Source organism: Chlorobium phaeovibrioides, from assembly GCF_003968655.1.
GTDB lineage: Bacteria > Bacteroidota > Chlorobiia > Chlorobiales > Chlorobiaceae > Chlorobium > Chlorobium phaeovibrioides.
On the sequence record NZ_RXYK01000004.1, the window covers coordinates 51,936 to 75,240 of the forward strand.

The following is a 23,305-nucleotide window of genomic DNA, read 5'->3' on the forward strand; positions in this document are numbered from 1 at the left end:
TTCTCCTACCGTTTCGTAGGAAGGCGCTTTTCCCTACGAAACGGTAGGCATTCTGGCGGTTATATATGGGTGAGGTTGTTCCTCCGGCTGTTACTGCTAAAGTCTGGAGGAGGAAAAGTGGGGGGGGAGACGGCTGGCGCGGTTGGCAGGGCGGCGGATTATCGTGTGCTGCGCGGAAAACTACATTTTTGTAGTTCCCCGGTTGTGTCGGCATATTTGGCGGTGAGAGGATGAGGTCGGGGGTTATGGTCTGAATTTACGGTAGTTGATGCCGAATTTCTTGACGCGCAACCCCATGATGCGTTCCGACAGACCAAGTTCTGCAGCTGCTCGCGACATGTTGCCTCGTGTGCGTTTGAGAGCTTCAATGATCATCTCTTTTTCAATGGATTCAAGTTTCTGCTGAAGCGAGCCTGTATAGGGCGTGCCGCTGGATTCAGCCGTTTGCAGGCTGGGCGGGAGATGGTATCCGTGGATGACATTGTCTTCGCTGAGAATGACGGCGCGCTCCATGCAGTTTTCAAGTTCCCGCACATTGCCCGGCCAGTGGTAGCGCATCAGCATGTCGATGGATGTTGTTGATATGCGCCTCACTCCTTTCTGGTTCTGCTGGTTGAATTTTTCCACAAAGTAATCGGCAAGCAGCAGAATGTCGGTTTTGCGCTCGCGGAGCGGGGGAACGGTAATGGGGAAAATGTTCAGCCGGTAGTAAAGGTCTTCGCGGAACTGGCCGTCAAGAATAAGATTTTCAAGACTGCGGTTTGTGGCGGCAATGATACGGACATCAACCTTGATGGTTTTGGATCCGCCTACCCGTTCAAACTCTTTTTCCTGGAGGATTCTCAGCAGCTTTGCTTGAATGGGAAGGCTGAGCTCGCCGATTTCATCAAGAAAAATGGTCCCGCCGGCTGCAAGCTCGAACCGTCCCTGACGGGTTGCAACGGCACCGGTGAAGGATCCTTTTTCATGGCCGAACAGTTCACTCTCAACAATGCTTTCGGGCAGCGCTGCGCAGTTGAATTTGATGAAGGGTTTCCCGGACCTCCGGCTTTTGAAGTGGATTGCGCTTGCCACCAGTTCTTTACCGACGCCGCTTTCACCAAGCACCAGGGCAGTGGCACTCGTGCCTGCTATTTTTTCGATCAGCTTGAAGAGGTTGATCATCGGTTTGGTATTGCCGATGATGTTTTTTGGCCGCCTTTCTTCGGGAATGCCTTCTTCATCCTCCTGTTCTGTGTGTTTTACCGCTGGAGGTTGCGGAATCTGGGTGCGTCGGTCGCTCTCGTGGGCAAGTTGCCTGAGGCGGACGGCCTGGGAGATCATTGCGGCAATGATGGAGAGCTGGTCCACATGGTGCTGGAGGGCATCGTTTTCGTTCGGTCCTTTCCTGTCTTCTTCTCCGGCCGGGTCGGAAAGACGACGGTCGGCGCTGATGGTGCCAATGATTTCGGAACCTGCCCGTATGGGGATGCAGATGAAGCAGAGCCCCTCTTTGGTTTCATGTTTTCTTGATCGGGTCCGGTTGAGAAAGAGCGGTTCGTCATTGATGTTGGGGACGATGACGCTTCGACCGGTTTTGACCACCTGCCCGATGACCCCCTCTCCGATCCGGTACCTTCCCCGCTCTTTTTCCTCTTCCGACAGCCCGAACGACTCTTTTATGACAATCTCACCAGTGTCGCGGTTCAGGATGGTGATCATCCCGCGCAACATGTCCATATGCTCCGACATGATGAAGAGCACAAGGGTCAGCACTTTACTGATGTCGTTTTCTGCGGTGACGGTTCTGCTCACTTCTGCAAGCAGGCTGATGCTCCTGTTGGCTTGTTCCTGTGGTATTAGCATAGCGGTTCCTTTTCCCCCTCAGCTCTAAGACTGAAGGTGGCTATAGAGGGTTTCAAGTTCCCCGGGGGTGAGTGCCCGTTTTTTTTCTCCTGCCTTTATCCGTACCTCCATAAGAAGCTTCATGGCTTCAGGGCGCCTCAATTCTATCCCTTTTCTTGAGAAGTAGTCCTGAAGGGATGCACTGCCAGAGTGTTTCCCTATGATCAGTGCGTGGTCGGCTCCTCCTGCAAGGGCAGGCAGAAAAGGCTGGTAGGAGAGCGGATCCTTCAGAAGGGCTGCGCAGTGAATGCCCGATTCATGCTGAAATGCCGCGTCTCCGACGACAGCTTTCTGCGGCTGTATGCTTCTGCCCGAAGCCTTGCTCACCGCAAGGGAGAGGTTGGTGAGGGCAGTGGTGTCGATGAGGGTTTCATAGACGCCTGAAAGCGTGAGCGCGATGGCGAGTTCCTCTAGAGCGGCATTGCCTGCCCGTTCTCCGAGGCCGGTGACTGAGACACTGACGGCGTCGCATCCGGCAGCTATGGCGGTGAACGCATTCGCTGTGGCCATGCCGAGGTCGTTATGGGCATGAAACTCAAGAAACGGCCCTCCTGTCGGGAGCAGCTCCCTGAAGAGTTCTGTGAGCATCGGTGGTGTGGCAATGCCAACCGTGTCGGCGATGCGAATCCGCTCTGCTCCACATGAGGCTGCGTCAGCAATGAACTGGCGCAGGGAGTCTGTGCCGGTTCTGGTAGCATCCTGTGCTCCGACGCTGACTAAACGGAAATAGCGCTTTGCTCTGCCCACCAACTCCATCATCTGGTCCTGGACCCAGCTGTACTCTTTGCCCATAAGTTTCAGGTAGAGGGGCGAGAGGGGGAAGCTGATGTGGACTCCTTCCGTGCCGCTGCGCAGAACCGCTTCAATGTCCTCCCATTTCGCCCGAGCCCAGCCAGTGAGGGCAACAGGGAGATGGAGGGATGCAATGCTGCGGATGGCGCTTTCCTCTTCAGGGCTGATGGCGGGGTATCCGATTTCAAGTTCATCAACGCCGCATTCTGCCAGCAGCATCGCAATATGTTTTTTCTCAGCGGCACTGAACACCACTCCGGGCGCCTGTTCGCCATCCCGGAGGGTGGTGTCGATAATCCAGGGCCGTCCTGACGGGTTTCCGGCGTGATGCGCTGGCGTGATAGGCATGGCGGTGTTTTGTTCTGATATTTATTTGTTTGAAACGAATAGCCTTAATAAATAAGGACTACCGTTGAATATAAGATAAATATTCAGACAATAATGTATTTTTGTTTCTCTTTGTGGTGAGGCCCCCTGCAGTGAAATATTTTCTCTGCTGTAACCTGTGCGTGGCTTCGCGGTTATGTGGTTTAAGAAAATCTTTCCGTAGGTTGAGATAGTGGGACATTCTTTTCTCTGACAACCAGTCTGTTCATGAAAAAAAGCAAAAAGAGCATTCGTGAAATCCGGTCGGGCGGCGCCGTGAAGCGGCCGATGAAAAAGTCGATGAAGGATATGGCGGGTACCGTCGGGAAGGCTCCGGGAACACTGTTCCACACCGGCGGGCAGAAAACCGTGAGCCCGGTCATCACATTGTTCAGCTATGACGCGGCCTCTGTAGAACACCGTACCCTCAAGACTCTTGAAGAATGCCGTCCTTTTATGGGCGGGGAGAGGGTACTCTGGCTTAATATAGACGGCCTGCATAAGCTGAAGCTTATTGAAGCGGCTGGTGTCATGTTCAATCTGCACCCGCTGACACTGGAGGATATTCTCCATACCGGACTACGGCCCAAAATCGAGGATTTCGGCTCCTATCTCTTTGTGGTGGTAAAAACGCTGGAGCTGGATCCCGAATCAGGTGAGGTGGGTGAAGAGCAGCTCAGCCTTGTGATCGGGAAAGGCTTTGTGCTGAGTTTCCGGGAAAAACCCGGACCCCTCTTCAATCCGGTTATTGCGAGGCTTGACAACCCCGGCACCAATGTCCGCCAGAGAGGAGCAGATTATCTTTCCTATGTGCTGACCGACTCGGTGGTTGACAGTTATTTCACCATTCTGGAGCAGTTCGAGAGTCGCATCGAGGCTCTTGACGAAGAGCTGACCGACTCGGTGGCCCGGGATGCGCTTCCGGCAATGTATCTGCTGAAGAAAGAGTTGATCATGTTGCGAAAGTCGGTATGGCCGCTCAGGGAGATCATCAACAGCATTGGCCGTTCGAGATACCAGGTGATTGATGATGAGGAGACGAGGCCGTTTTTCCGGGATATTTACGACAACATTGTGCTGGTCATTGAGACAGTTGAAACCTATCGCGACATTGTCATCGGGATGTACGACACCTGGCTTGCACTGGCAAACAACCGGATGAATGATATCATGAAGGTGCTGACCATCATTGCCACCGTCTTCATGCCTCTCTCATTCATTGCCGGTGTCTACGGGATGAACTTCCATTATATGCCGGAGCTGGAATCTCCTTTTGGCTACTATGCGGTGCTCGGTGTAATGGGCTCGATTTTTGTAGGGATGATTCTTTTTTTCAGAACGAGGAAGTGGTTTTAGGGGGAAGCCCTCAATCCTTTTTCTTTTTTGGACCGGTGAATATGGCCAGACTTGCGATCACTGCACCGATTGCGCCACCAAAATAAATGATGCTGTGGTCGCCATGCCATGTTACGGCATGGCCGAGGAAGACGACCGCCAGTACCACAACGATGACTCCGATCAGCTTGGTTTTGAGATCGTCGAGCGTATGTATCTGCAGCCAGGGGGGCATGGGGATGGTGTCGTCTATAAAGAGTTCGTAGAGTCCCAGCGCCATGATATGGAGTGCGGTTGCGACCAGAAAGAGATCGGCATTTTCAATAAAACCAAGCACAAGACTTTTTGCCCCTTTTGAGGACAAGGCGCCCGAAGTTGCCGCATCGAAGATGAGCCACCCGACCGAGATGGTTCCGTAAAGGAGGAGGGTGATTGTTGCTGCGAACAGCGCCAGCACGGCGAGAAGGACAAGGTAACGGCTTGCGGCAAGGAGTCGGTGCATTGTCAGGATGGGGTTTTGCTTGATGGTATAGAAAAAAGCCCTTCAGAGCCTTACGGTGATACCTCTGTCATGCAGATACTGCTTGGCTTCGCGTATTGAGTGCTGACGGAAATGGAATATCGAAGCGGCAAGGGCAGCATCGGCACGGCCTTTCGTGAAACCGTCATACAGGTGCTCAAGGGAACCCGCTCCGCCGGAGGCTATCACAGGAATGTGGACTGATGTTGAAATCAGGGCGAGACTTTCGTTGTCGTAGCCTTCTTTCGTTCCGTCCCGGTCCATGCTGGTCAGGAGGATTTCTCCTGCTCCGAGTTCCTGTACCTTCAGCGCCCATTCAAGCGCTTCGTACTCTGTCGGCTGTTTCCCCGAGTGGGTGTGGACGATGTAGCGGTCACCGATTTTCTTGATGTCAACTGCCACCACAACAGCCTGTGAACCGTATTTTTCAGCAATACGGGAAATGAGTTCAGGATTGTTCACGGCAGCGGTGTTAACGGAAACCTTATCGGCTCCGTGCAGGAAAACCTCTTTTGCCCGTTCAACAGAGTTGATTCCCCCGCCGACTGTAAGGGGGATGAAGACCTCCCCTGAAACTTTCAGGACCTCTTCAAGGGTTGTTTTTCGGGATTCCAGTGAGGCGGAAATATCAAGAAAAACAAGTTCATCGGCCAGCTCGTTGTTGTAAAATCGTGCCTGTTCAAGAATGGAACCTGCGTCGCGAAGTCCTTCAAAGTTGATTCCCTTGACGACCCTGCCGTCGCGAACATCGAGACAGGGGATGATTCGTTTTGCCAGCATCCGTCGAATTCCAATTCACTTCAGTGGAAGAAAGCTGTCTACAGGAAAACCTCGGAGTTTGAAGCCTGCGACAGTAAAAAAAACAATGTAAATATTATATTTGCTGGCACCATAGTCCAGCTGAAAAAAAGAACGAACAAGCCATGAAATTTCCTGTCTGTGAATTTGCCGAGGCTGAAGAGGGTTTTTATTCCCAGTGTGCCTCCTGTCCAATTGCTGCCGGTTCTGCCGGCTGTGCGCTGAATGAACTTGAGGACGGCAACTACATTTTTGAAGGGGAAACCCCCCATGGAGGAGTTGTGGCGATCTTTTATTTTCGTGACAATGAGGGCAATCAAGTGCCGAAACGCAATGCCGAGCATGTGGAAATCCATGAGCTGGACGAGGGCGGCCACTTGATTACGATACTGTATGGCATGGTTGACCCTGAGGGAATCATGTACCTCAAGAGATCCAATGATCAATAAGTAACCGTTAGGGAGTCTCATGACAGACCAACCGATTTTTACCGGTGCGGCAGGCGCCATCATCGACTTGACCATTATTGGTGGCGGCCCTACGGGGATTTTTGCCGCTTTTCAGTGTGGAATGAACAATATCAGCTGCAGGGTTATAGAAAGCATGCCGCAGCTGGGTGGACAGCTTCGTGCCCTCTACCCGGAAAAACATATTTATGATGTGGCCGGGTTCCCCGAGGTTCCGGCGGCTTCGCTTGTCGACAGCCTTTGGCAGCAGACGGAGCGATACAGTCCAGAGGTAGTTACTGGAGAGACTGTTGTCTCGTTCCGGAAGCTTGACAATGGAAATTTCGAGGTGAGTACTGATGCCGGCAGTGTGTTCGAGTCGCGGGCACTGCTTCTTGCGGCCGGTCTCGGGGCATTTTCGCCTCGAAAACTGCCGCAGCTTGGTGACATCAGCGACCTTGAGGGGAGATCTGTTTTTTATGCGGTGAAGGCGAAGAGTGATTTTGAGGGGAAGCGTGTTGTTATTGTCGGAGGTGGTGATTCAGCGCTCGACTGGACGGTTGGGCTGCAGGGAGTCGCTTCAGACATAACCCTCGTGCACCGGATGCATGAGTTCCAGGGGCATGGAAAAACCGCACGGGAGGTTGACGAAGCCCGTGATGCAGGAACGATAGATGTGCATCTCAATACCGAAGTCGCTTCCATTGAGCGCCGGGGCGAGGGTATTGCTTCGGTGCAGCTTCGCAGGAAGAATGCCTCAGTCTGCACGGTGGAAGCCGACCGGCTGCTCCTCCTGATAGGTTTCAAATCCAATCTCGGGCCGATTGCCAGCTGGGGGCTTGAGCTTGTTGACAATGCCGTAGTCGTGGATGCACACATGAAAACCTCTGTTGACGGACTCTACGCCGCGGGCGACATTGCCTCCTATCAGGGAAAACTCAAGATTATCCAGACCGGTCTCAGCGATGCTGCCATGGCGGTTCGCCATAGCCTTACCTACATCAAGCCGGGCGAAAAGATCCGCCACAGCTTCAGCAGTGTGAAAATGGCGAAGGCGAAGAAGAAAGAGGAAGAGCATGCTTGAGGCCTGGGTGCTGGCAGTCCGTCCCAGAACGCTTCCTGCCGGTGCGGTTCCGGTTGTGCTTGGTTCGGCTCTTGCGGCTGAAGCCGGCTCATTTGTGCTGCTGCCTGCTCTGGTGGCACTTTGCTGTGCGCTCGGTATTCAGGTTGCCACGAATTTCATCAATGAAATCTATGATTTCCGCAAGGGGGCAGATACTGCAGAACGGCTTGGCCCAACGAGAACGGTTGCTGCGGGGCTTATTTCGGAAAACACCATGGTTCGTGCAGCAGCATTGCTTCTCGGTGCGGTGTTCCTGCTCGGACTGTATCTGGTGTTCATAGGAGGCTGGCCGATTCTGCTGATCGGGATGCTCTCCATCCTTTTTGCCTGGGCCTATACCGGAGGTCCCCGGCCAATAGCCTATTCAGGGCTTGGTGATCTTTTCGTTTTTGTGTTTTTCGGGCTGGTTGCCGTCGGGGGAACCTATTTCGTTCAGGCTTCGGCGCTTGAACCCAGGGTACTTCTTGCCGCTGTTGTTCCGGGGGCTTTTTCCGTCAACATCCTTCTCTGCAACAATATCCGCGACATTGCCACCGACCGTAAAGTCGGCAAGATGACGCTTCCCGCGCGCATCGGCGCAGGTCCGTCCCGGATGCTGTATCTTCTTCTTACCGTTATCGCCTATCTTGTGCCGGTGCTTCTCTGGCTCAGCGGTTCGGCCGTGTGGGTTCTTCTTTCGCTGCTCTCGCTTCCTCTTGCCGTTTCAACCCTCCGCACTCTCTACGGCAGTGAGGGCCGTGAGCTCAACAGCGTGCTGGCTGCCACAGGAAAGCTGATGACCATTCATGGAGCACTGCTTTCGGCAGGCCTACTTTTCAACTGATCATTTGCAATAAAAAATCATGAATCCCGAACCAGTTGCAATAGCTCTTGTCCAGACCTCCTGCTGTCGGGAAGGCGCCCGTAACCTTTCGAAAGCGGTTGAGAAAATACGGGAGGCGGCCGCAGGTGGCGCCAGGATCATCTGCACACAGGAACTGTTCACGAGTACCTATTTCTGCCAGACGGAAGACTATGCCCCTTTCGCTCTTGCCGAGCCGGTTCCCGGCCCCACCACCCGTATCCTCCAGGATCTGGCGAGGGAGCTTGAAGTGGTGATTGTTGCCTCGCTGTTTGAAATGCGTGCGCCGGGCCTCTACCACAATACTGCAGTTGTTGTTGACGCTGACGGGCAGTATCTCGGACGGTATCGCAAGATGCACATTCCCGATGATCCGGGGTTTTACGAGAAGTTTTATTTCACTCCCGGCGATCTCGGCTACAGGGTGTTCAAAACCCGCTATGCCACCATAGGCGTGCTGATATGCTGGGATCAGTGGTATCCCGAAGCGGCACGGTTGACGGCGCTCATGGGTGCGGAAATACTGTTCTATCCCACTGCCATCGGCTGGGCTTCAGGCGAGCAGTCTCTTGAGGTGCGCCGTTCGCAGCTGGCGGCATGGAAAACCATCCAGCAGAGTCATGCCATAGCCAATGGTGTCTATGTAGCCGCGGCCAACAGGGTGGGCCGCGAGGGTGAACTTGAGTTCTGGGGCAGCAGTTTTGTTTCAGGGCCGTTCGGCGGATTGGAGGCGGAGGCTTCCAGTGAGGCTGAGAGCATTCTCCATGCGAGTTGTGATCTCAGCAGGATAGGCTATTACCGGAGTCACTGGCCGTTTCTCCGTGACAGGAGGGTGGAGAGCTACGAGGCACTCCAGAAGCGTTTTATTGATTGACATAACAACAACATTGTGCAGCGAGCATGAATATTTTCGGTTCAGTTATTGCCGGTACCCTTGTCACCGTTTTTCTCATCAACCTCATTTCAACGCTCCTGAATCTGAGGGCGTCGCTCGCACCGCTGCCGACTGAATTCAGAGATCTTTACACCGATGAGGCCTATGGGAAGTCACAGGCCTATCTCCGCGAAACCAGCAGGCTGTCGCTTTTCAGCAGTGCGTTTGACCTTGTCCTGCTGTTTGTCTTCTGGTTTTCCGGCGGTTTCAACCTCCTTGACCAGTTTCTTCGGGGGTTCGCCCTCGGTTCAGTCATGACGGGGGTTTTTTATATAGGCTCCCTTTTGCTTCTCCAGTCGGTGCTCTCGCTTCCCTTTACCTTGTACCGGACATTTGTGTTAGAGGAGAGGTTCGGTTTCAACAGGACAACTCCTGCCGTGTTTGCGGGCGATCTTCTGAAAACCCTGCTGCTTTCAGTGGCTATAGGTGCGCCTCTTCTCGCTCTGCTTCTCTGGTTTTTTCAGTCAGCCGGAAGCATTGCGTGGTTGCTGGCATGGGGCGGAATCACCCTTGTCAGCCTTCTGCTCCAGTATGTGGCTCCCGCATGGATCATGCCGCTCTTCAACCGGTTTGTGCCGCTTGAGGATGGTGAACTGAAATCAGCCATAACCGACTATGCCGCCGGGGTAGGGTTTCCGCTTTCGGGTATTTATGTCATTGACGGTTCAAAACGCTCTTCCAAAGCAAACGCCTTTTTCACCGGATTCGGAAAACGAAAGAGAATTGCTCTCTTTGATACCCTCATCAAAAGCCATTCGGTCGATGAACTGGTTGCTGTTCTGGCACATGAAATTGGCCATTATACAAAAAAACACATCCTGATCGGGATGGTTGTCAGCATTGTGAACATGGGGGTGCTCTTTTTTCTGCTTTCGCTTTTCATCGGTAACGCCAAACTTTTTGAGGCATTCTTCATGGAGCACATTTCAGTCTATGGAAGTCTGGTGTTCTTCATGCTGCTCTATACTCCCGTGGAGTTCATTCTCTCCATAGTCCTGCAGATGCTCTCAAGAAAGCACGAGTATGAAGCCGACCATTTTGCTGTTACCACCTACAGCCGCGGGGAGGCACTCATTACCGCCTTGAGGAATCTTTCGCGAAGCAACCTGACCAACCTGACGCCCCATCCGCTTCATGTTTTCATGACCTATTCTCATCCGCCAGTCAGTTTGCGTATCGGGCGGTTACGAAGAACTCTTGAGTCCTCCAGGAGCTGATTCATCCACTATACCAACCATCCCTATGGATGCACCACTCTACAGGATGCCCCCTGAATGGGCACCCCACAAAGCAACCTGGCTGTCATGGCCGCACAAGCTTGAGTCGTGGCCGGGAAAATTCGGGCCGGTTCCGGCCGTGTTTGCCGAACTTGCCTCCTGGCTGAGCTCTTCGGAAGAGGTTCACATCAATGTGCTTGACAGGGAAATGGAAGCCGCTGCCAGAAAGCTCATTATGGAGATCGCCCATCCCGAGCTGTGCATTGAACGGATATTTTTCCATTCTATCCCAACCAATGACGCATGGTGTCGTGATCATGGTCCGAATTTTGTCTGCCGTGCAGATGGCGGGAAGAGTGACAAGGTCATTCTTGACTGGGAGTTCAATGCCTGGGGCGGTAAGTATGAGCCTTTCGATGATGACAATGCCGTACCCTCAAGGGTGGCTGCCCTTTCGGGTCTGACGGCAGTGAAGCCGGGCATGGTGCTTGAGGGCGGGGCGATTGATGTGAACGGCGCCGGACTTCTTTTGACAACGGAAGCATGCCTGTTGAATCCGAATCGCAACCCGTTGATGAGCCGCAGCGAGATTGAGGAGAACCTTTATCGGTGGCTCGGGGCAGAAACGGTGATCTGGCTGGGTGAGGGAATAGCAGGTGACGATACCGACGGCCATGTGGATGACATGGCGCGATTTGTCAATGAGACAACGGTTGTGATTGCCGTTGAGGATGATCCGGAGGATGAGAACCATCTGCCGCTGCAGCACAACTACCAGCTCCTGAAAGGCTTTGCCGACAAGCATGGCAAGCCGCTCACTGTGGTAAAGCTGCCCATGCCCGAGCCGTTTTTTTACGAAGGGGAACGCCTCCCGGCAAGTTATGCCAATTTCTACATAGCCAACAGTGTTGTGCTTGTGCCCGTCTATGGGTGCCGGCGCGACAGTGAGGCACTTGCCGTTCTCCAGAGCTGTTTCCCCGAAAGACGGGTTGTGGGGATTGACTGCAGGGATCTTGTCTGGGGGTTAGGAGCCATTCACTGCGTCACCCATGAAGAGCCTCTTGTATTGGCCTGTTCTGCGTCATCTGTTTCATAACTGCACAGATTGTATCGCCTTATCTGTGTCAAGAGCGTCGCCCGGCAGAAATCTGATCTGCCGGGCGATTTTTATTTCCCCCTAACTTCTTGTTTAAAAATGAGTTAAAGAAAATATTTTCTTTTTCTCATGGTTTGGCACGGTGGTTGCTATTTCTTTTATGAAATACCTCACGCCCGTGGGGTTGAGCAGATGTAATGGGGGACATCTGCTCACAAAAAAAAGCGGCTGAAAAGCCGCTTTTTTTTTAGCTCTTTTTTCTTCTCCTCAAATCGCAGAAGCAAGGCTTTTGCAGTTCTTCTCCACGATTGCCGCTGAGGCCTGAAGTGCCTTGAGTTCATTGTCGTCAAGGTTGATTTCAAGAATCTGCTCGACACCCTCTTTTCCCAGCTTGACAGGAACACCGCAGAATACATTATTGATGCCGTATTGTCCCCCGAGGCAGGTGGTGCAGGGGAGAATGCGCTTGCGGTCTTTGACTATCGACTCAATCATTTCAACTGCTGATGCTGCCGGTGCATAGAATGCCGATCCGGTTTTCAGATGGTTGACGATTTCAATGCCTCCGTTCTTGGTACGCTCCACAATTGCGTCGATGGTCTCTTTCGGAAGCAGTTCGGTGAGGGGGATGCCTGCAACATTGGTGTACTTGACAACAGGGACCATGGAGTCGCCATGGCCACCGAGCACAAAGGCATTGATATCCTGCATGGAGACATTGAGTGCCTCTGCGATGAAGCTCCTGAAACGGGCAGTATCAAGCACGCCGGCCATGCCTATGACCCGTTCCGGCTTGAGTCCGCTTACCGTATGGGCAACAAAGGTCATGACATCCAGAGGATTGGATACCATGATGAGAATCGGGTTGACGGAATACCGCATCACCTGTGTGGTCACATCCTTGATGATGGCGGTGTTTTTCATGAGGAGGTCTTCACGGCTCATACCAGGTTTGCGTGCAAGACCAGCCGTGATGAGTACGATATCGGAATCTGCGGAGTCGGCATAGTCGTTTGAGCCTTTGACCATGGTGTCAAACAGCGCGACCGGGCCTGATTCGTACATGTCAAGCGCTTTCCCCTGGGGAATCCCTTCAATAATGTCAATAAGGACAACTTCTCTTGCCAGCTGTTTTTCAGCAATGCGCAGTGCGGCGGTTGCCCCTACATGACCTGCTCCTATCACTGTGATTTTCATACAATATCAGATTTTAATGGTGTGTAAGCATAGAGTTCGGCGGCATCTGGTCGTTCTGGCCACAACTGGAGATTCCATAAAAAAAGCCGTCTTATATTGTAAGACGGCTATGCTAAATATAACCTTATTTTCCGGGCAACCCAAACTCAGGGGGCGATGATGTCCACCTGTTTTTTGTTGTTGCGGCCATTGCGGAAGGTCACGACGCCGTCCTCAAGTGCAAAAATGGTATGGTCGCGTCCAATTCCGGCATTGACGCCCGGCTTGATGACGGTGCCTCTCTGGCGGAGAATGATGGTGCCTGCGGCTACGGTTGAGCCTCCGGCAGCTTTCACACCGAGATATTTAGGATTGCTGTCGCGGCCGTTTTTTGTCGATCCGCCACCTTTTTTATGTGCCATGAGAAAAAATAAATTTTCGTTAAAAAATCAGTTCAGCCTTTTTTCAGAGTGAAACCACCTCAATCTGCGTCATCTGCTGACGGTGGCCGTTTCTTGACTGGTAGCGTTTCCTGCGTTTTTTCTTGAACACCACCACCTTGTCATCCTTGACATGGCCAAGAACTTTTGCGGTAACGGTTTCGGCAGGATTCAGAACGGTATTTGCACCGTCAATGCGTGCCATGGAGGCAATTTCCATGGTGCCGCCAATGTCGGTTTTCTGTCTGGGCACGAAGAGCGTATCGCCTTTCTGCACCAGGTACTGTTTGTCGGAAATCTTGATCAGCGCCTGCATCTTGCTCGTATTATGATATTAATGATAAAGGTCTCAAATATAGTATTCTTTGCCTGAAGTTCAAATATCTTGTCAAGAAATTCGCTCTCTGCCGGAGTGGCGTGATCGGGAGCCCCGGTAAGCCGTTCGGAGGTTTGGTTATTTGGGTACACGGCAGTAGTTTCATATTCTGTGGTTTTACGCCCGTGTTCCCGATGGCAGCATGAATGGGGCGGGTTTGCAGGTTTTTTTCATCAATCGGGTCTGTTCGGGCAATGGCAGCAAAAAAAAGCGGAGCATCCAAAGAGCTTTCTCCCATGATGCGCCAGTATCTTGATGTGAAGAAGCAATATGCTGATTACCTGCTGCTTTTCAGGGTCGGCGATTTTTATGAGACTTTTTTTGATGATGCGGCCACCATTTCAGCAGCGGTCAACATTGTTCTGACCCGTCGCTCAAACGGTTCAGCGCCCGATATTCCCATGGCGGGGTTTCCTTACCATGCCAGTGAAGGATATATTGCCCGTCTTGTCCGCAAGGGTTTCAAGGTTGCGGTCTGTGAGCAGGTTGAGGATCCGGCTGAGGCAAAGGGAATTGTGAAACGGGAGATCACCGAGATTGTCACCCCGGGGGTTACCTACAGTGACTCCATTCTTGAAGACCGCCACAACAACTATCTTGCCGCAGTTGCTTTTCTGAAAGAGGGGCGAACCCCGGTTGCCGGCATTGCCTACCTTGATGTGACAACTGCAGAGTTCAGAATTGCTTCACTTCCTCCCCATTCACTCCGCGATACCATTCTCTCTCTGGGTCCGGCAGAACTGCTTGTTTCAGCTTCAGAGAAAAGCCGCCTTGAGGATCTTGTCCGGGGCTACGCGACGGGGATGCTTGTCACCGGACTTGACGACTGGATGTTCAGTGAAGAGCAGGCCGAAACGGTGCTGTCGCGACAGTTCAGGACCCATTCGCTCAAGGGCTTTGGTATTGAGGGCAACCGGGCAGGACGGGTAGCGGCCGGGGTTGTTCTGCAGTATCTTGATGAAACCCGTCAGAGCCGTCGTGCCTACATTACCAGAATTTCCGAGATGCAGGGCGGGGAGTTCATGACGCTGGATTTACAGACTAAGCGCAATCTTGAGATTGTTTCTTCAATGCAGGACGGTTCACCCCACGGAAGTCTCCTTCAGGTGATGGACCGGACGGTGAATCCTATGGGTGCACGACTCATCCGCCGTTGGCTGCAGCGGCCGCTCAGGGTTGCGGAAGCAATTGCGGAACGCCATGACGGAGTTGAAGAGCTGCTTCAGAGCTCCGAGCTTTCTGAGGGCGTTCGGTGCTCTCTGTCTGAAATCAACGATCTTGAGAGATCTCTCGCCCGGATTGCAACCTTTCGGACATCGCCTCGTGAGGTGCTCCAGATGGGCCGCTCACTGGCGGTTTTTCCGCAGCTCCGCGACCTGCTTCTCCCGGCCCTCTCCGCCCTTCTTCGCTCTCTGGCGGCAGTGCTTCAGCCTCTTCCGGAGCTGGTATCGGAAATTGAACGGTCGGTCGATCCAGAGTGCGGGGCAACAGTGCGCGATGGTGGATATATTCGTTCTGGCTGCAATGATGAGCTGGATGAGCTGCGCAGTGTTTCTTCAATGGCCAAAGAGCGCCTGATGGATATACAGCGGGAAGAGAGGGAGAGGACCGGCATCTCTTCACTCAAAGTGCAATACAACCGGGTGTTCGGCTACTATATTGAAATAAGCCGTGCCAATCTTGATCGTGTGCCCGAGGGGTATATGAAAAAACAGACGCTGGTCAATGCGGAGCGCTATACCATCCCTGCCCTGAAAGCTTATGAAGAGAAGATTCTCAATGCAGAGGAGAGAAGCCTCCGCCTTGAGGCTGAGATTTTTCAAGCACTCTGTGCCTCCATAGCGGAGAGGGCTGCCTCCATTCAGGAAAGTGCCCTTGCCATTGCAGAAATTGATACGCTTGCCTCTTTCGCCCTTTCAGCAAAGGAGTATGGGTATTGCAAGCCGGAGATGAAAGAGCATGAGGGGCTTTTGATTACAGAGGGTCGCCATCCGGTGCTTGAGCGCATCATGAAGCCTGATGAGCCGTTTGTGAAGAATGACTGCCATTTTGACGGGCAGCAGAGGATGCTGATGATAACAGGGCCTAACATGGCAGGCAAGAGCTCCTATCTCCGCCAGACTGGATTGATTGTGCTGCTTGCACAGGCCGGCAGTTTCGTACCGGCTGAACGGGCTGAAATCGGAATGGTCGACCGCATTTTTACGCGCGTCGGAGCCTCCGACAATCTTGCATCGGGCGAGAGCACCTTTCTTGTTGAGATGAACGAAGCAGCCAGCATTCTCAACAATGCCACCTCCTCAAGCCTGATTCTTCTTGATGAAATAGGTCGGGGAACCAGCACTTTTGACGGCATGTCGATTGCCTGGTCCATGAGCGAGTACATTATCACCCGTCTTGGCGCCAGGACCCTGTTCGCCACCCATTATCATGAGCTCAGCGAGCTTGAAGAGCGCCTTCCGGGTGTGGTCAATTACAATGCTACGGTTGTTGAGAGCGGCGAGCGGGTGATTTTTTTGCGCAAAATCGTCAGGGGTTCAACCGACAACAGCTATGGCATAGAGGTGGCAAGAATGGCCGGTATGCCGAATGAGGTTATTGAGCGTGCGCGCGAAATCATGTCGGGGCTTGAAAGAAAGGATGTATCCTTCGCGGACCGTTCGTTTTCCGTTCAGGAGAACATGCAGATCAGCTTGTTTGATGAAGTTGATTCGCGGCTGAAGACTGCTCTTCAGGATCTTGACCTTGAGCGGCTCACCCCGATCGAGGCCCTGCTGGAACTCGAAAAACTTCAGAAGCTGCTCCGTGGGCACAGTTGAGCCGTCCGGGCGGGGGTGGAGAGCACCTATCAGTTCATCGAGAGGATTTCGTCTTCAAGCAGCTGCTGGTTGTAGAGTTCCAGGTAGAGCTCTCCTCTGGCAAGGAGTTCTTCGTGGGTTCCGCTTTCGGCAATTCTGCCTTCGCTGAGCACCATGATGCGGTCGCAGTTTTTGACAGTGGAAATCCTGTGGCTTATGAGGATGACCGTTGTGCCGGGGAGGCGGTTGAGCAGGGCATCAAACAGTCGGGCTTCAGTGCCTGTGTCGACTGCCGAGAGGGCGTCGTCGAGCACAAGAATGCGCGGGTTCCATGCAATTGCTCTGGCAATGCAGGTGCGCTGTTTCTGACCTCCGGAGAGGTTTATCCCTTTTTCACCCAGCATGGTTTCAAAAGCGTCCGGGAACTCCTCTATCTCTTCATGGAGCATGGCCGAGTGGCTGGCTGCAATGATTTCGTCAATGGTGCTTTCACGGCTTCCCCAGCCGATGTTGTTGGCGATGGTGTCGGAGAAAAGGAAGTTGATTTGAGGGACGAATCCGACAAGTTCGCGGAGGGTTGTAATCGGAATGCTGCGAATGTCTTTTCCGTCAATGAGAATGGCTCCCGCTGTGGGCTCATAGAGTCGCGGGATGAGGTTGACCAGAGAGGTTTTACCGGAACCGGTTGCGCCGACAATCGCAGTTTTGGAGCCGGCCTCTATCGAGAATGAGATATCGCGGAGAATCTCTTCGCTCTTTGTTCCGGGATAGCTGAAGCTGATATTTTCAAAAGCGAGGCTGCCCCGGAAGTCTGCAGGTTCGCTGTTGCCGCTCTCTCTGCTTTGTTCGTTCTCTTCTGGCTGCATGGCGAAAATTTCATCAATCCTTGCCTGTGCAGACGAAGCTTTCTGGATGATGCTGGTAACCCAGCCTATGGAGATTATGGGCCAGCTCAGCATGGTGACATACACAATGAACTGCGCTATGCCGCCGATGCTCATACTTCCTTCAATCACATTTATGCCGCCTATCCATACCACCGGGAGAAGGGAGAAAGCGGTCAGGGCAGTGAGAAAAGCAAAAAAAAGTGCCTGCAGTTTCCCGAGTGAAAGGTTTTTGGTGTAGTATTGCTGGTTGAGTTTTTCGAATCGGCTGATTTCAAAGAGTTCGCGGGTATAGCTTTTGACTATCCGTATGCCTGAAAGGTTTTCCTGCACAAGGTTGGTAATTCCGGCGTAGCTTTCCTGAATGCTCTTGGTCCGTTTCTGCATTGACTGACCAATCTTGTAGACCGACCAGCTGAGAAGTGGAGCTGGAAGAAGCGCAAAGAAAGTGAGTTTTGGTGAAAGGGCAATCATGGCCACAAGAGCGAAGAGAAGCCGGAAAAAAGTGTTGAGGGAGTACATGATGCCGGGGCCGAGAAAATCTCTTACGGCATTCAGGTCATTGGTTCCCCGGGAGATGAGTTCGCCTGTGCTGGTTGTATTGTAAAATCGCCTTGGGAGTTTTTCGAGGTGGCGGAAGTAGGCGTTTTTCAGGTCATATTCTATATGCCGCGAGGTCACAATGATGTTCTGGCGGACGAGAAAGAGAAAAAAGCCGCTCACAAGGGCAAAGAGAACATAGAGTCCGGCGTTGTGGGCAACATCCTCAATGACGAACGGGCCGGTCATGGTGTCTATGGCAATGCGGATGTAGCGCGGTCCGGCAACAGCAAAAAAGTTGGTGAGGATGATGAAGAAAAACCCGGCAAGCAGATTTTTCCAATACCTGAAAAGGTAGGGTTTCAGGCTGAGTAAATTTTTCATCCGTCAAGGGTTTTTGATGTGACGGTTGTAATGTATAATAAGTAACAGGAAATCAAAATACCCTCATACTCCGGAGTGCTTATGCCGTTTGAAACAACAAAAAACTATTACTCCATCGGAGAGGTGTCGAGAATTGCGGGGGTCCCCGCTTATCTGCTTCGCTACTGGGAGACCTTTTTTACCGAACTCCGGCCTGCGCGCGATACCCGCGGGAACCGTCGGTATACGAACCGCGACATGGCGTTGGTGCTCAAAATCAAGGAGCTTGTTCATGAGCAGGGCTACCGGCTGAAGAAGGCCGGAAACATTCTGAAGGGAGAGGAGCCTTCACGGGAGGATGATCATAAAACCGCACAGATTCTGAAGCTGCAGAAGGAGATGGGGCAGACTCAGAAAGAGAATCGGCTTGTGGGGGAGCGCCGTGAGGGCCTCTTGCGGGAGATAAAGTCGGAAATAGAGGATATTCTCCAGCTCCTCGGATAGCGCGGGGGTTTCGTGGAGAAAAAAAAGACCGGTTTGCACCGGTCTTTTTTGTCTTATTACAGCCTGATTTACTGAGCGTAAAGGACTTCAAACTGTCCTGTGCCGCCTTTGCATACATGCTCAACCCAGCGGGCATAAGCGCCACCGCTCCAGCGGTACTCTTCAAGATTCTGTGAGCGGAACTGAGGTGCCGCATAACGGATCTTGTAGCCTTTCGGGAGAACAACCTTGAGCTGTGTGTCAACAGTGAAGTCGTTGAATTTGCCGACCATGCCGTGGTGAACCAGCGGAATGAGCGGATGGTTGAGGATTCTGCGGAGTCCACCGCCGGCATCAACAGAAACACCGGGGAAGTCGCCGTCAACCTTGACTTCAATGCCCTGTGAGTCTGAACGGAATGCAGCCTCGACAGAAGCGGGACGATTCAGTTTATCGGCAGGGAAAAGCTCGGCCCAGCGTGCGATGGAGTCAACGATGCCGGAACCGCCGTGGGAGAAGCGCCAGCGGGTGACACCGACAGGGCCTTTTTCTCCGCTCTGGGTGCCGATGCTGTTGACTTCAACCTTGGAAATTCTCTGGCCGCCCTCGTTAAGTGCGGTAAAGGCAGGTCCGATGAACCAGAACTCGCGGATCCAGTCATTGAAAGCGCCTGTTGTCTGCATGGAACGCATTGTGCCTTCCCAGGTGTCAATGACATCGGGGTTGTCGAGAGGCACTTTCATGATGATGTCGTGGAACTGCCGCCCCTGCATGTAGATGGGATTGGGGACATTGCGTTTGACTGCATCTGAACGGTAGTAGAACAGATTGACTACCGAGCCTTCAAATGAGAAGGAGTGGGAGAAATCACCAACGGTCACGGAACCCTCGCCTACACAGATCCGTCTTTCGCTGGTTTCATTGGCTATGTCAGCCTCAACCACCAGCTTGTTTTTAGTGCTGTCCACTATGGACTCGATGACTGCCGAGAACCTTACGAACCCTTTTGCGGGGTCCAGAGGTTTCACATTGATCTTGACATTACAGTCTGCAGGCAGCAAGGGAAGAGCCGGCGGGACATTTACTTTTGCCCTGGCTTTAACCTTGCCCCATGAGCTGGCACCGCCTTCGAGTACGATTTCGTAGTCGGAGTGTGCGGTGGTTGCGTCTTTAGTGCCGAAAAGAGCCATAATGATTTCTCCTTTTTCTGATGGCGTTGAAATTGGATATTTTTAGGAGTCGGGAACTTCTTTCGCATACTCCTGTTAAATAACAGCTTGAAAGAAATTTAAAGAATATTATTCAATATATAAAGCAAAATATCTTCGGCGCGTTTATCTCTTTCTCCTCCAACCCAATTGCTTTGTGATGTCCCTTTTCTTTCAAATTGTTGGCGGGTTACGCAACTCGGCTTTCAGGGCCCCTCTTTTCAGTGGCCTGCTTCTTGGTGTGGCTTTTCCGTCCTACCCTTCCGTTCGCCTTGAAGTTCTCGCCTGGGTTGCCCTGGTTCCTCTTCTTCTTTCTCTGGGGGATGTCCGCCGTGCAGGGGATTTTTTCAGAAAGGTTTATGCCGCCATGCTTCTTTACTGTTTCATCGCGCTCTGGTGGGTCTCTCTTGCGACTTTTCCTGGGGGAGTGCTGACTATTCTGGCCCAGGCTTTTTTTCTGACTGTGCCGTTCATGCTCTTTTTTGCACTCAGGAGGATGGCCGGTTTTTCGTTTGCACTCTTTTCCCTTCCGTTCGTCCAGGTTGGATGGGAGTGGCTCTATATGGAGCAGGAGCTCTCTTTGGGGTGGTTGACATTCGGCAATTCTCAGGCGTTGCTTACCCCGATGGTGCAGTATGCCGACATGACGGGAGTCTGGGGAGTAAGTTTCTGGCTCTACGCTTTCAATGCGCTGGTCGTTGCCGCCCTCTATGCTCCGAAAGGCCGCCGGCTCCGCTATCTCGTGCCGCTGCCTGTTATGGTGCTGTTGCCGCTGCTCTATGGCGCCAGGGTTATTGGTGCTGATGGCGCAGCACCTGGGAACTCAGTGCGTATAAGTCTGGTACAGCCGAACCTCAACCCTGTGGAGAAATGGGAGCAGCTTGGTGCATTCGGCACCCTTGTTCTTCACTCGCGCATGACAGCTGATGTTGTGGAAAGGGAGCATCCCGATCTGGTCATCTGGCCGGAAACCGCCCTGTCGTTTCCGATTCTTGAGCCCGGTTATCGTGACTATTACCGATTCCTTCGCCACTCTGCAGGCTTATGGGACACCACCCTTCTTTCCGGGTTTACCGATATCGTCCGCCTTCCCGCCGGCGGGGTTCTTCCTTCTGGCGGCCCGGGTCAACAGGATCCTCTGACGGGCATGATGGAAGAGTCATATAACGCCACCCTTCTGCTTTCTTCCCGCAATGATAGTGTGCAGGTCTACAGGAAGGCGCACCTTGTCCCTTTTGCCGAACGGGTTCCCTATTCGGGACAGCTGCCCTGGCTTGAGAGGCTGAATTTCTCGCTGACAGGAGCCGGGAGTTGGGGACAGGGACCGGGAGCAACGCTCATGACCATGCAGACTGTGGACAAAGAGAGTGTGGTGTTGGCCAACATCATCTGTTATGAATCCATTTTCCCTGGCTATGTTGCCGGCTTTGTCAGGCAAGGGGCCGGGTTGTTGACGCTGGTGACCAATGATGGCTGGTATGGAACCTCTTATGGCCCCTGGCAGCATCTTGCAATCGGACGGTTCCGCTGCATTGAAAACCGGAGGGCGATGGCTCGTTGTGCCAATACGGGTGTGAGCGCCTTTATTGACCGGTTCGGGCGCGTCGGTGCTGAACTGTCATGGTGGGAGAAGGGGACCTTGAGCGGAGATGTGCCTCTGGAAAAAGAGCTGAGTTTCTATTCCCGGTGGCCGGATCTTCTTCCGAAAGCCTCGCTTCTCATGACGGCAGCTCTTTTTGCTTTTGCTTTCCGCAGAAGGTCCCCTCAGAGACCGTAGCGTTTGATTTTCCGGTAGAGAGTCCTCTCCGTTGTGCCGAGTGCGGCAGCCGCCTTTTTTTTATTCCCCCCACACCTGTTGATGGCCTCAATGATAGTCTTTTTTTCCGCTTCGTCAAGTGAGGGTGGTGCGGGTGCCGGTCCGGGTTCGGTAATTGAAGGTGGTTCCGTGTTTTCCGACGGGTCGGGAAGGAGCAACGGGGCGGTATGAAGCGGACGGTCTGGTTCCATAAGCTGCTGGACCATGTGCCGTATGTCGCTCACCTCCTGGCGGAGCTGAATGAGGCTGCTGTAGAGAAGCTGCAGTTCGTTTTTTTCTGAGCGTACCGGGTCGTGCACCAGACTTTTGAACCGGTTTCGCTGGATAAGGTGCTTGTCAAGAATTCCCGAGGTTATCTCCCGCCCCTTTTCAAGAACCAGAAGTGATTCAACAAGGTTGCGCAGTTCGCGTACATTGCCCGGCCATGGGTAGCGCAGAAGCATTTCCGTGGCATCGGGGGTGAATCCTTCAAAGGGAATGGTGTGCTTCTGCTGGAATTCGTGGACGAAATGCTCCGTGAGCAGCAGAATGTCGCGGCCGCGTTCCCTGAGCGGGGGAATCTGGAGTTCCACGCTGCGCAGCCGGTAATAGAGATCTTCACGGAAATTGTGCTCCGCAACCGCCTGCATGAGGTTTTTGTTCGTGGCCGCTATGATGCGGGTGTCGGAGTAAATGGTTGATGATGCCCCGACCCTCTGGAACTCTCCGTTCTCAATGACGCGGAGAAACTTGACCTGGGTTTCAAGCGACATCTCGCCGATTTCGTCAAGAAAGATGGAGCCTCTGTCGGCCGTTTCGAAATATCCTTTCCTTGCCTGTACAGCGCCGGTAAAAGCCCCTTTTTCATGTCCGAAGAGCTCTGATTCAAGAATGCCCGTGGGGATGGCTCCGCAGTTGACGGGTATGAAGCTTTTTCCGGCCCGCCGGCTGTGGTTGTGGATGAATCGTGCGAGAACCTCTTTTCCCGACCCGGTTTCCCCGGTAATAAGGACGGTGATGTCAGTTTCTGCCACCTGAAGCGCAAACTGACGGAGACGCTCCATCACATCGCTGGCGCCAATGATAACTGTATCGGGCTTCATCGGCTGGCGGGAAGGACAATGGATCCGAAGGGGATTGCCTTTCCGGCTTGTTTCGCCTCTTTTTCAGAGCCGAACGAGCTGTTCAGGCGTACCTTGTGCATCTGGTTCTCAGGAACAATGACGACAGGGCCGTAGGGTGCAATTCTTGCCGCAAGAGCTTCTGCATTGGTTCTGGAACCGAAGCTGCCGAACTGCAGCGTGAATCCTTTTCTTGATTGCCCGGCATCGGATGAGGCATTTTTTTTCAGTGATTCAAGCGCTGACTGGAGGGGCGTCATCTGAACTGCCGGGCCGGCTGCCTGCGCTGTATGAGCGGGGGGCGCTAGAGTCCTTGCCGGTAGAGGTTTTGATAGTTTCGGCAGGGGCGGTTCTGCGGCAAGAGCGGTCTTGTAGTCAGTAAGTCTTGCCTTGCTGATTGCGTCCATTGCAGGATCGGGGTAGAGGGTGAGCTGCTTTTTGAAAAGCTCTGCGGCTTTGGGGCCGTCTTTGGTCAGGAGGGCCTCTATGACTGTTTTTTCGGAGTTGATGGTTGCTTTTTGGCGAATCGTTTCCAGCAAATAAATTTTATCTTCATTGACAGCCTGCGTTATGAGCCGGCTGAAGGATAGGGCTCCTGCGCTGTGTGCGGATGAAGGCGACAGGAATATTGTCATGAGAAGCAGTAGGAACAGGCCTGGGCGGAATTTCAGCAGCGAATGGCTGGTATGCATTTGTGTAGGGCGGTTGACAGTTTCAATCGTTGATCATGCGGCATCGGTGCCTGTTGTGGCAATATGAGAAAATTTTC

At 52.9% G+C, this 23,305-nt stretch carries 21 protein-coding genes; 10 read left to right on the forward strand and 11 right to left on the reverse strand.

Features of this window, described 5'->3' with window-relative positions; translation table 11 throughout:
• Nucleotides 1–243: 243 nt before the first annotated feature.
• Nucleotides 244–1,845, reverse strand: coding sequence for a sigma 54-interacting transcriptional regulator (locus EKD02_RS03895; protein WP_126383876.1), 1,602 nt, complete (start codon nucleotides 1,843–1,845; stop codon nucleotides 244–246).
• A gap of 24 nt (nucleotides 1,846–1,869) precedes the next feature.
• Nucleotides 1,870–3,024 carry a hydroxymethylglutaryl-CoA lyase-like TIM-barrel protein gene (locus EKD02_RS03900; RefSeq protein ID WP_126342146.1) on the reverse strand — a complete coding sequence of 385 codons (1,155 nt, stop codon included), beginning with the start codon at nucleotides 3,022–3,024 and terminating at the stop codon, nucleotides 1,870–1,872.
• A 246-nt stretch (nucleotides 3,025–3,270) separates the two neighbouring features.
• Here EKD02_RS03900 and corA point away from each other — a divergent pair, with 246 nt between their 5' ends.
• On the forward strand, nucleotides 3,271–4,398 hold the full coding sequence (gene corA / locus EKD02_RS03905; protein WP_126342148.1) for a magnesium/cobalt transporter CorA: 1,128 nt from the start codon (nucleotides 3,271–3,273) through the stop codon (nucleotides 4,396–4,398).
• 10 nt (nucleotides 4,399–4,408) lie between these two features.
• Here the strand turns inward: corA and EKD02_RS03910 are convergent, their stop codons facing one another.
• The gene (locus tag EKD02_RS03910) at nucleotides 4,409–4,879 is read right to left on the reverse strand and encodes a YqhA family protein (RefSeq protein WP_011890574.1); all 471 of its coding nucleotides are present in this window, start codon (nucleotides 4,877–4,879) and stop codon (nucleotides 4,409–4,411) included.
• Nucleotides 4,880–4,921: 42 nt separating this feature from the next.
• Nucleotides 4,922–5,677: an imidazole glycerol phosphate synthase subunit HisF gene (hisF, locus tag EKD02_RS03915; RefSeq protein WP_011890573.1), complete on the reverse strand. Its 756-nt coding sequence runs from the start codon at nucleotides 5,675–5,677 to the stop codon at nucleotides 4,922–4,924.
• A 143-nt stretch (nucleotides 5,678–5,820) separates the two neighbouring features.
• On the opposite strand from hisF, the gene EKD02_RS03920 reads away from it, so the two are divergent.
• The 6 genes from EKD02_RS03920 to EKD02_RS03945 are packed head-to-tail and all read left to right on the forward strand — an operon-like array spanning nucleotide 5,821 to nucleotide 11,352.
• Nucleotides 5,821–6,144, forward strand: a complete 324-nt coding sequence (locus tag EKD02_RS03920; RefSeq protein WP_011890572.1) for a hypothetical protein — start codon at nucleotides 5,821–5,823, stop codon at nucleotides 6,142–6,144.
• A gap of 19 nt (nucleotides 6,145–6,163) precedes the next feature.
• Nucleotides 6,164–7,225, forward strand: a complete 1,062-nt coding sequence (locus tag EKD02_RS03925; RefSeq protein ID WP_126342150.1) for an NAD(P)/FAD-dependent oxidoreductase — start codon at nucleotides 6,164–6,166, stop codon at nucleotides 7,223–7,225.
• Nucleotides 7,218–8,087, forward strand: a complete 870-nt coding sequence (locus EKD02_RS03930) for a 1,4-dihydroxy-2-naphthoate polyprenyltransferase (protein ID WP_126342152.1) — start codon at nucleotides 7,218–7,220, stop codon at nucleotides 8,085–8,087. The genes EKD02_RS03925 and EKD02_RS03930 overlap by 8 nt, the downstream gene beginning before the upstream one ends.
• A 19-nt stretch (nucleotides 8,088–8,106) precedes the next feature.
• Complete coding sequence (locus EKD02_RS03935; RefSeq protein WP_011890569.1) at nucleotides 8,107–8,979, forward strand: carbon-nitrogen hydrolase; 873 nt, start codon at nucleotides 8,107–8,109, stop codon at nucleotides 8,977–8,979.
• A 26-nt stretch (nucleotides 8,980–9,005) separates the two neighbouring features.
• Nucleotides 9,006–10,256 carry a M48 family metallopeptidase gene (locus tag EKD02_RS03940; protein WP_011890568.1) on the forward strand — a complete coding sequence of 417 codons (1,251 nt, stop codon included), beginning with the start codon at nucleotides 9,006–9,008 and terminating at the stop codon, nucleotides 10,254–10,256.
• Between the two features lie 25 nt (nucleotides 10,257–10,281).
• Complete coding sequence (locus EKD02_RS03945; protein ID WP_011890567.1) at nucleotides 10,282–11,352, forward strand: agmatine deiminase family protein; 1,071 nt, start codon at nucleotides 10,282–10,284, stop codon at nucleotides 11,350–11,352.
• Nucleotides 11,353–11,619: 267 nt separating this feature from the next.
• Here EKD02_RS03945 and mdh read toward each other — a convergent pair whose 3' ends face one another.
• The 3 genes from mdh to rplU all read right to left on the reverse strand — a co-directional run bounded on the left by mdh (nucleotide 11,620) and on the right by rplU (nucleotide 13,284).
• Nucleotides 11,620–12,549 carry a malate dehydrogenase gene (gene mdh, locus EKD02_RS03950; RefSeq protein WP_011890566.1) on the reverse strand — a complete coding sequence of 310 codons (930 nt, stop codon included), beginning with the start codon at nucleotides 12,547–12,549 and terminating at the stop codon, nucleotides 11,620–11,622.
• 146 nt (nucleotides 12,550–12,695) lie between these two features.
• Nucleotides 12,696–12,950 carry a 50S ribosomal protein L27 gene (rpmA, locus tag EKD02_RS03955; RefSeq protein ID WP_011890565.1) on the reverse strand — a complete coding sequence of 85 codons (255 nt, stop codon included), beginning with the start codon at nucleotides 12,948–12,950 and terminating at the stop codon, nucleotides 12,696–12,698.
• A 43-nt stretch (nucleotides 12,951–12,993) separates the two neighbouring features.
• Nucleotides 12,994–13,284, reverse strand: a complete 291-nt coding sequence (gene rplU, locus EKD02_RS03960) for a 50S ribosomal protein L21 (RefSeq protein WP_011890564.1) — start codon at nucleotides 13,282–13,284, stop codon at nucleotides 12,994–12,996.
• A 254-nt stretch (nucleotides 13,285–13,538) separates the two neighbouring features.
• Between rplU and mutS the strand changes: the two genes are divergently transcribed.
• The gene (mutS, locus tag EKD02_RS03965; RefSeq protein ID WP_126383878.1) at nucleotides 13,539–16,163 is read left to right on the forward strand and encodes a DNA mismatch repair protein MutS; all 2,625 of its coding nucleotides are present in this window, start codon (nucleotides 13,539–13,541) and stop codon (nucleotides 16,161–16,163) included.
• Between the two features lie 29 nt (nucleotides 16,164–16,192).
• Here the strand turns inward: mutS and EKD02_RS03970 are convergent, their stop codons facing one another.
• Entirely contained in the window at nucleotides 16,193–17,950 is a 1,758-nt protein-coding gene (locus EKD02_RS03970) for an ABC transporter ATP-binding protein (RefSeq protein ID WP_011890562.1), read from the reverse strand.
• An 81-nt stretch (nucleotides 17,951–18,031) separates the two neighbouring features.
• Here EKD02_RS03970 and EKD02_RS03975 point away from each other — a divergent pair, with 81 nt between their 5' ends.
• Nucleotides 18,032–18,433 (forward strand): MerR family transcriptional regulator, encoded by a 402-nt coding sequence (locus EKD02_RS03975; RefSeq protein WP_011890561.1) that lies wholly within the window; start codon nucleotides 18,032–18,034, stop codon nucleotides 18,431–18,433.
• A 68-nt stretch (nucleotides 18,434–18,501) separates the two neighbouring features.
• On the opposite strand, the gene EKD02_RS03980 is transcribed toward EKD02_RS03975, so the two are convergent.
• Nucleotides 18,502–19,602, reverse strand: a complete 1,101-nt coding sequence (locus tag EKD02_RS03980) for a bacteriochlorophyll a protein (RefSeq protein WP_011890560.1) — start codon at nucleotides 19,600–19,602, stop codon at nucleotides 18,502–18,504.
• A gap of 178 nt (nucleotides 19,603–19,780) precedes the next feature.
• Here EKD02_RS03980 and lnt point away from each other — a divergent pair, with 178 nt between their 5' ends.
• Nucleotides 19,781–21,397: an apolipoprotein N-acyltransferase gene (lnt, locus tag EKD02_RS03985; protein WP_126383880.1), complete on the forward strand. Its 1,617-nt coding sequence runs from the start codon at nucleotides 19,781–19,783 to the stop codon at nucleotides 21,395–21,397.
• Here the strand turns inward: lnt and EKD02_RS03990 are convergent.
• Nucleotides 21,385–22,518 (reverse strand): sigma-54 interaction domain-containing protein, encoded by a 1,134-nt coding sequence (locus tag EKD02_RS03990; RefSeq protein WP_126383882.1) that lies wholly within the window; start codon nucleotides 22,516–22,518, stop codon nucleotides 21,385–21,387. The two genes, lnt and EKD02_RS03990, sit on opposite strands and share 13 nt — an antisense overlap.
• Nucleotides 22,515–23,228, reverse strand: coding sequence for an SPOR domain-containing protein (locus EKD02_RS03995; protein WP_126383884.1), 714 nt, complete (start codon nucleotides 23,226–23,228; stop codon nucleotides 22,515–22,517). Before EKD02_RS03995 ends, EKD02_RS03990 begins: the two co-directional genes overlap by 4 nt.
• Nucleotides 23,229–23,305 lie beyond the last annotated feature (77 nt).

What these genes read in the sequence shown, in the direction of transcription:
- EKD02_RS03895 (WP_126383876.1), bottom strand. Translation starts at nt 1,845, where the DNA reads ATGCTAATACCACAGGAACAAGCCAACAGGAGCATCAGCCTGCTTGCA.
- EKD02_RS03900 (WP_126342146.1), bottom strand. Translation starts at nt 3,024, where the DNA reads ATGCCTATCACGCCAGCGCATCACGCCGGAAACCCGTCAGGACGGCCC.
- corA (WP_126342148.1), top strand. Translation starts at nt 3,271, where the DNA reads ATGAAAAAAAGCAAAAAGAGCATTCGTGAAATCCGGTCGGGCGGCGCC.
- EKD02_RS03910 (WP_011890574.1), bottom strand. Translation starts at nt 4,879, where the DNA reads ATGCACCGACTCCTTGCCGCAAGCCGTTACCTTGTCCTTCTCGCCGTG.
- hisF (WP_011890573.1), bottom strand. Translation starts at nt 5,677, where the DNA reads ATGCTGGCAAAACGAATCATCCCCTGTCTCGATGTTCGCGACGGCAGG.
- EKD02_RS03920 (WP_011890572.1), top strand. Translation starts at nt 5,821, where the DNA reads ATGAAATTTCCTGTCTGTGAATTTGCCGAGGCTGAAGAGGGTTTTTAT.
- EKD02_RS03925 (WP_126342150.1), top strand. Translation starts at nt 6,164, where the DNA reads ATGACAGACCAACCGATTTTTACCGGTGCGGCAGGCGCCATCATCGAC.
- EKD02_RS03930 (WP_126342152.1), top strand. Translation starts at nt 7,218, where the DNA reads ATGCTTGAGGCCTGGGTGCTGGCAGTCCGTCCCAGAACGCTTCCTGCC.
- EKD02_RS03935 (WP_011890569.1), top strand. Translation starts at nt 8,107, where the DNA reads ATGAATCCCGAACCAGTTGCAATAGCTCTTGTCCAGACCTCCTGCTGT.
- EKD02_RS03940 (WP_011890568.1), top strand. Translation starts at nt 9,006, where the DNA reads ATGAATATTTTCGGTTCAGTTATTGCCGGTACCCTTGTCACCGTTTTT.
- EKD02_RS03945 (WP_011890567.1), top strand. Translation starts at nt 10,282, where the DNA reads ATGGATGCACCACTCTACAGGATGCCCCCTGAATGGGCACCCCACAAA.
- mdh (WP_011890566.1), bottom strand. Translation starts at nt 12,549, where the DNA reads ATGAAAATCACAGTGATAGGAGCAGGTCATGTAGGGGCAACCGCCGCA.
- rpmA (WP_011890565.1), bottom strand. Translation starts at nt 12,950, where the DNA reads ATGGCACATAAAAAAGGTGGCGGATCGACAAAAAACGGCCGCGACAGC.
- rplU (WP_011890564.1), bottom strand. Translation starts at nt 13,284, where the DNA reads ATGCAGGCGCTGATCAAGATTTCCGACAAACAGTACCTGGTGCAGAAA.
- mutS (WP_126383878.1), top strand. Translation starts at nt 13,539, where the DNA reads ATGGCAGCAAAAAAAAGCGGAGCATCCAAAGAGCTTTCTCCCATGATG.
- EKD02_RS03970 (WP_011890562.1), bottom strand. Translation starts at nt 17,950, where the DNA reads ATGAAAAATTTACTCAGCCTGAAACCCTACCTTTTCAGGTATTGGAAA.
- EKD02_RS03975 (WP_011890561.1), top strand. Translation starts at nt 18,032, where the DNA reads ATGCCGTTTGAAACAACAAAAAACTATTACTCCATCGGAGAGGTGTCG.
- EKD02_RS03980 (WP_011890560.1), bottom strand. Translation starts at nt 19,602, where the DNA reads ATGGCTCTTTTCGGCACTAAAGACGCAACCACCGCACACTCCGACTAC.
- lnt (WP_126383880.1), top strand. Translation starts at nt 19,781, where the DNA reads ATGTCCCTTTTCTTTCAAATTGTTGGCGGGTTACGCAACTCGGCTTTC.
- EKD02_RS03990 (WP_126383882.1), bottom strand. Translation starts at nt 22,518, where the DNA reads ATGAAGCCCGATACAGTTATCATTGGCGCCAGCGATGTGATGGAGCGT.
- EKD02_RS03995 (WP_126383884.1), bottom strand. Translation starts at nt 23,228, where the DNA reads ATGCATACCAGCCATTCGCTGCTGAAATTCCGCCCAGGCCTGTTCCTA.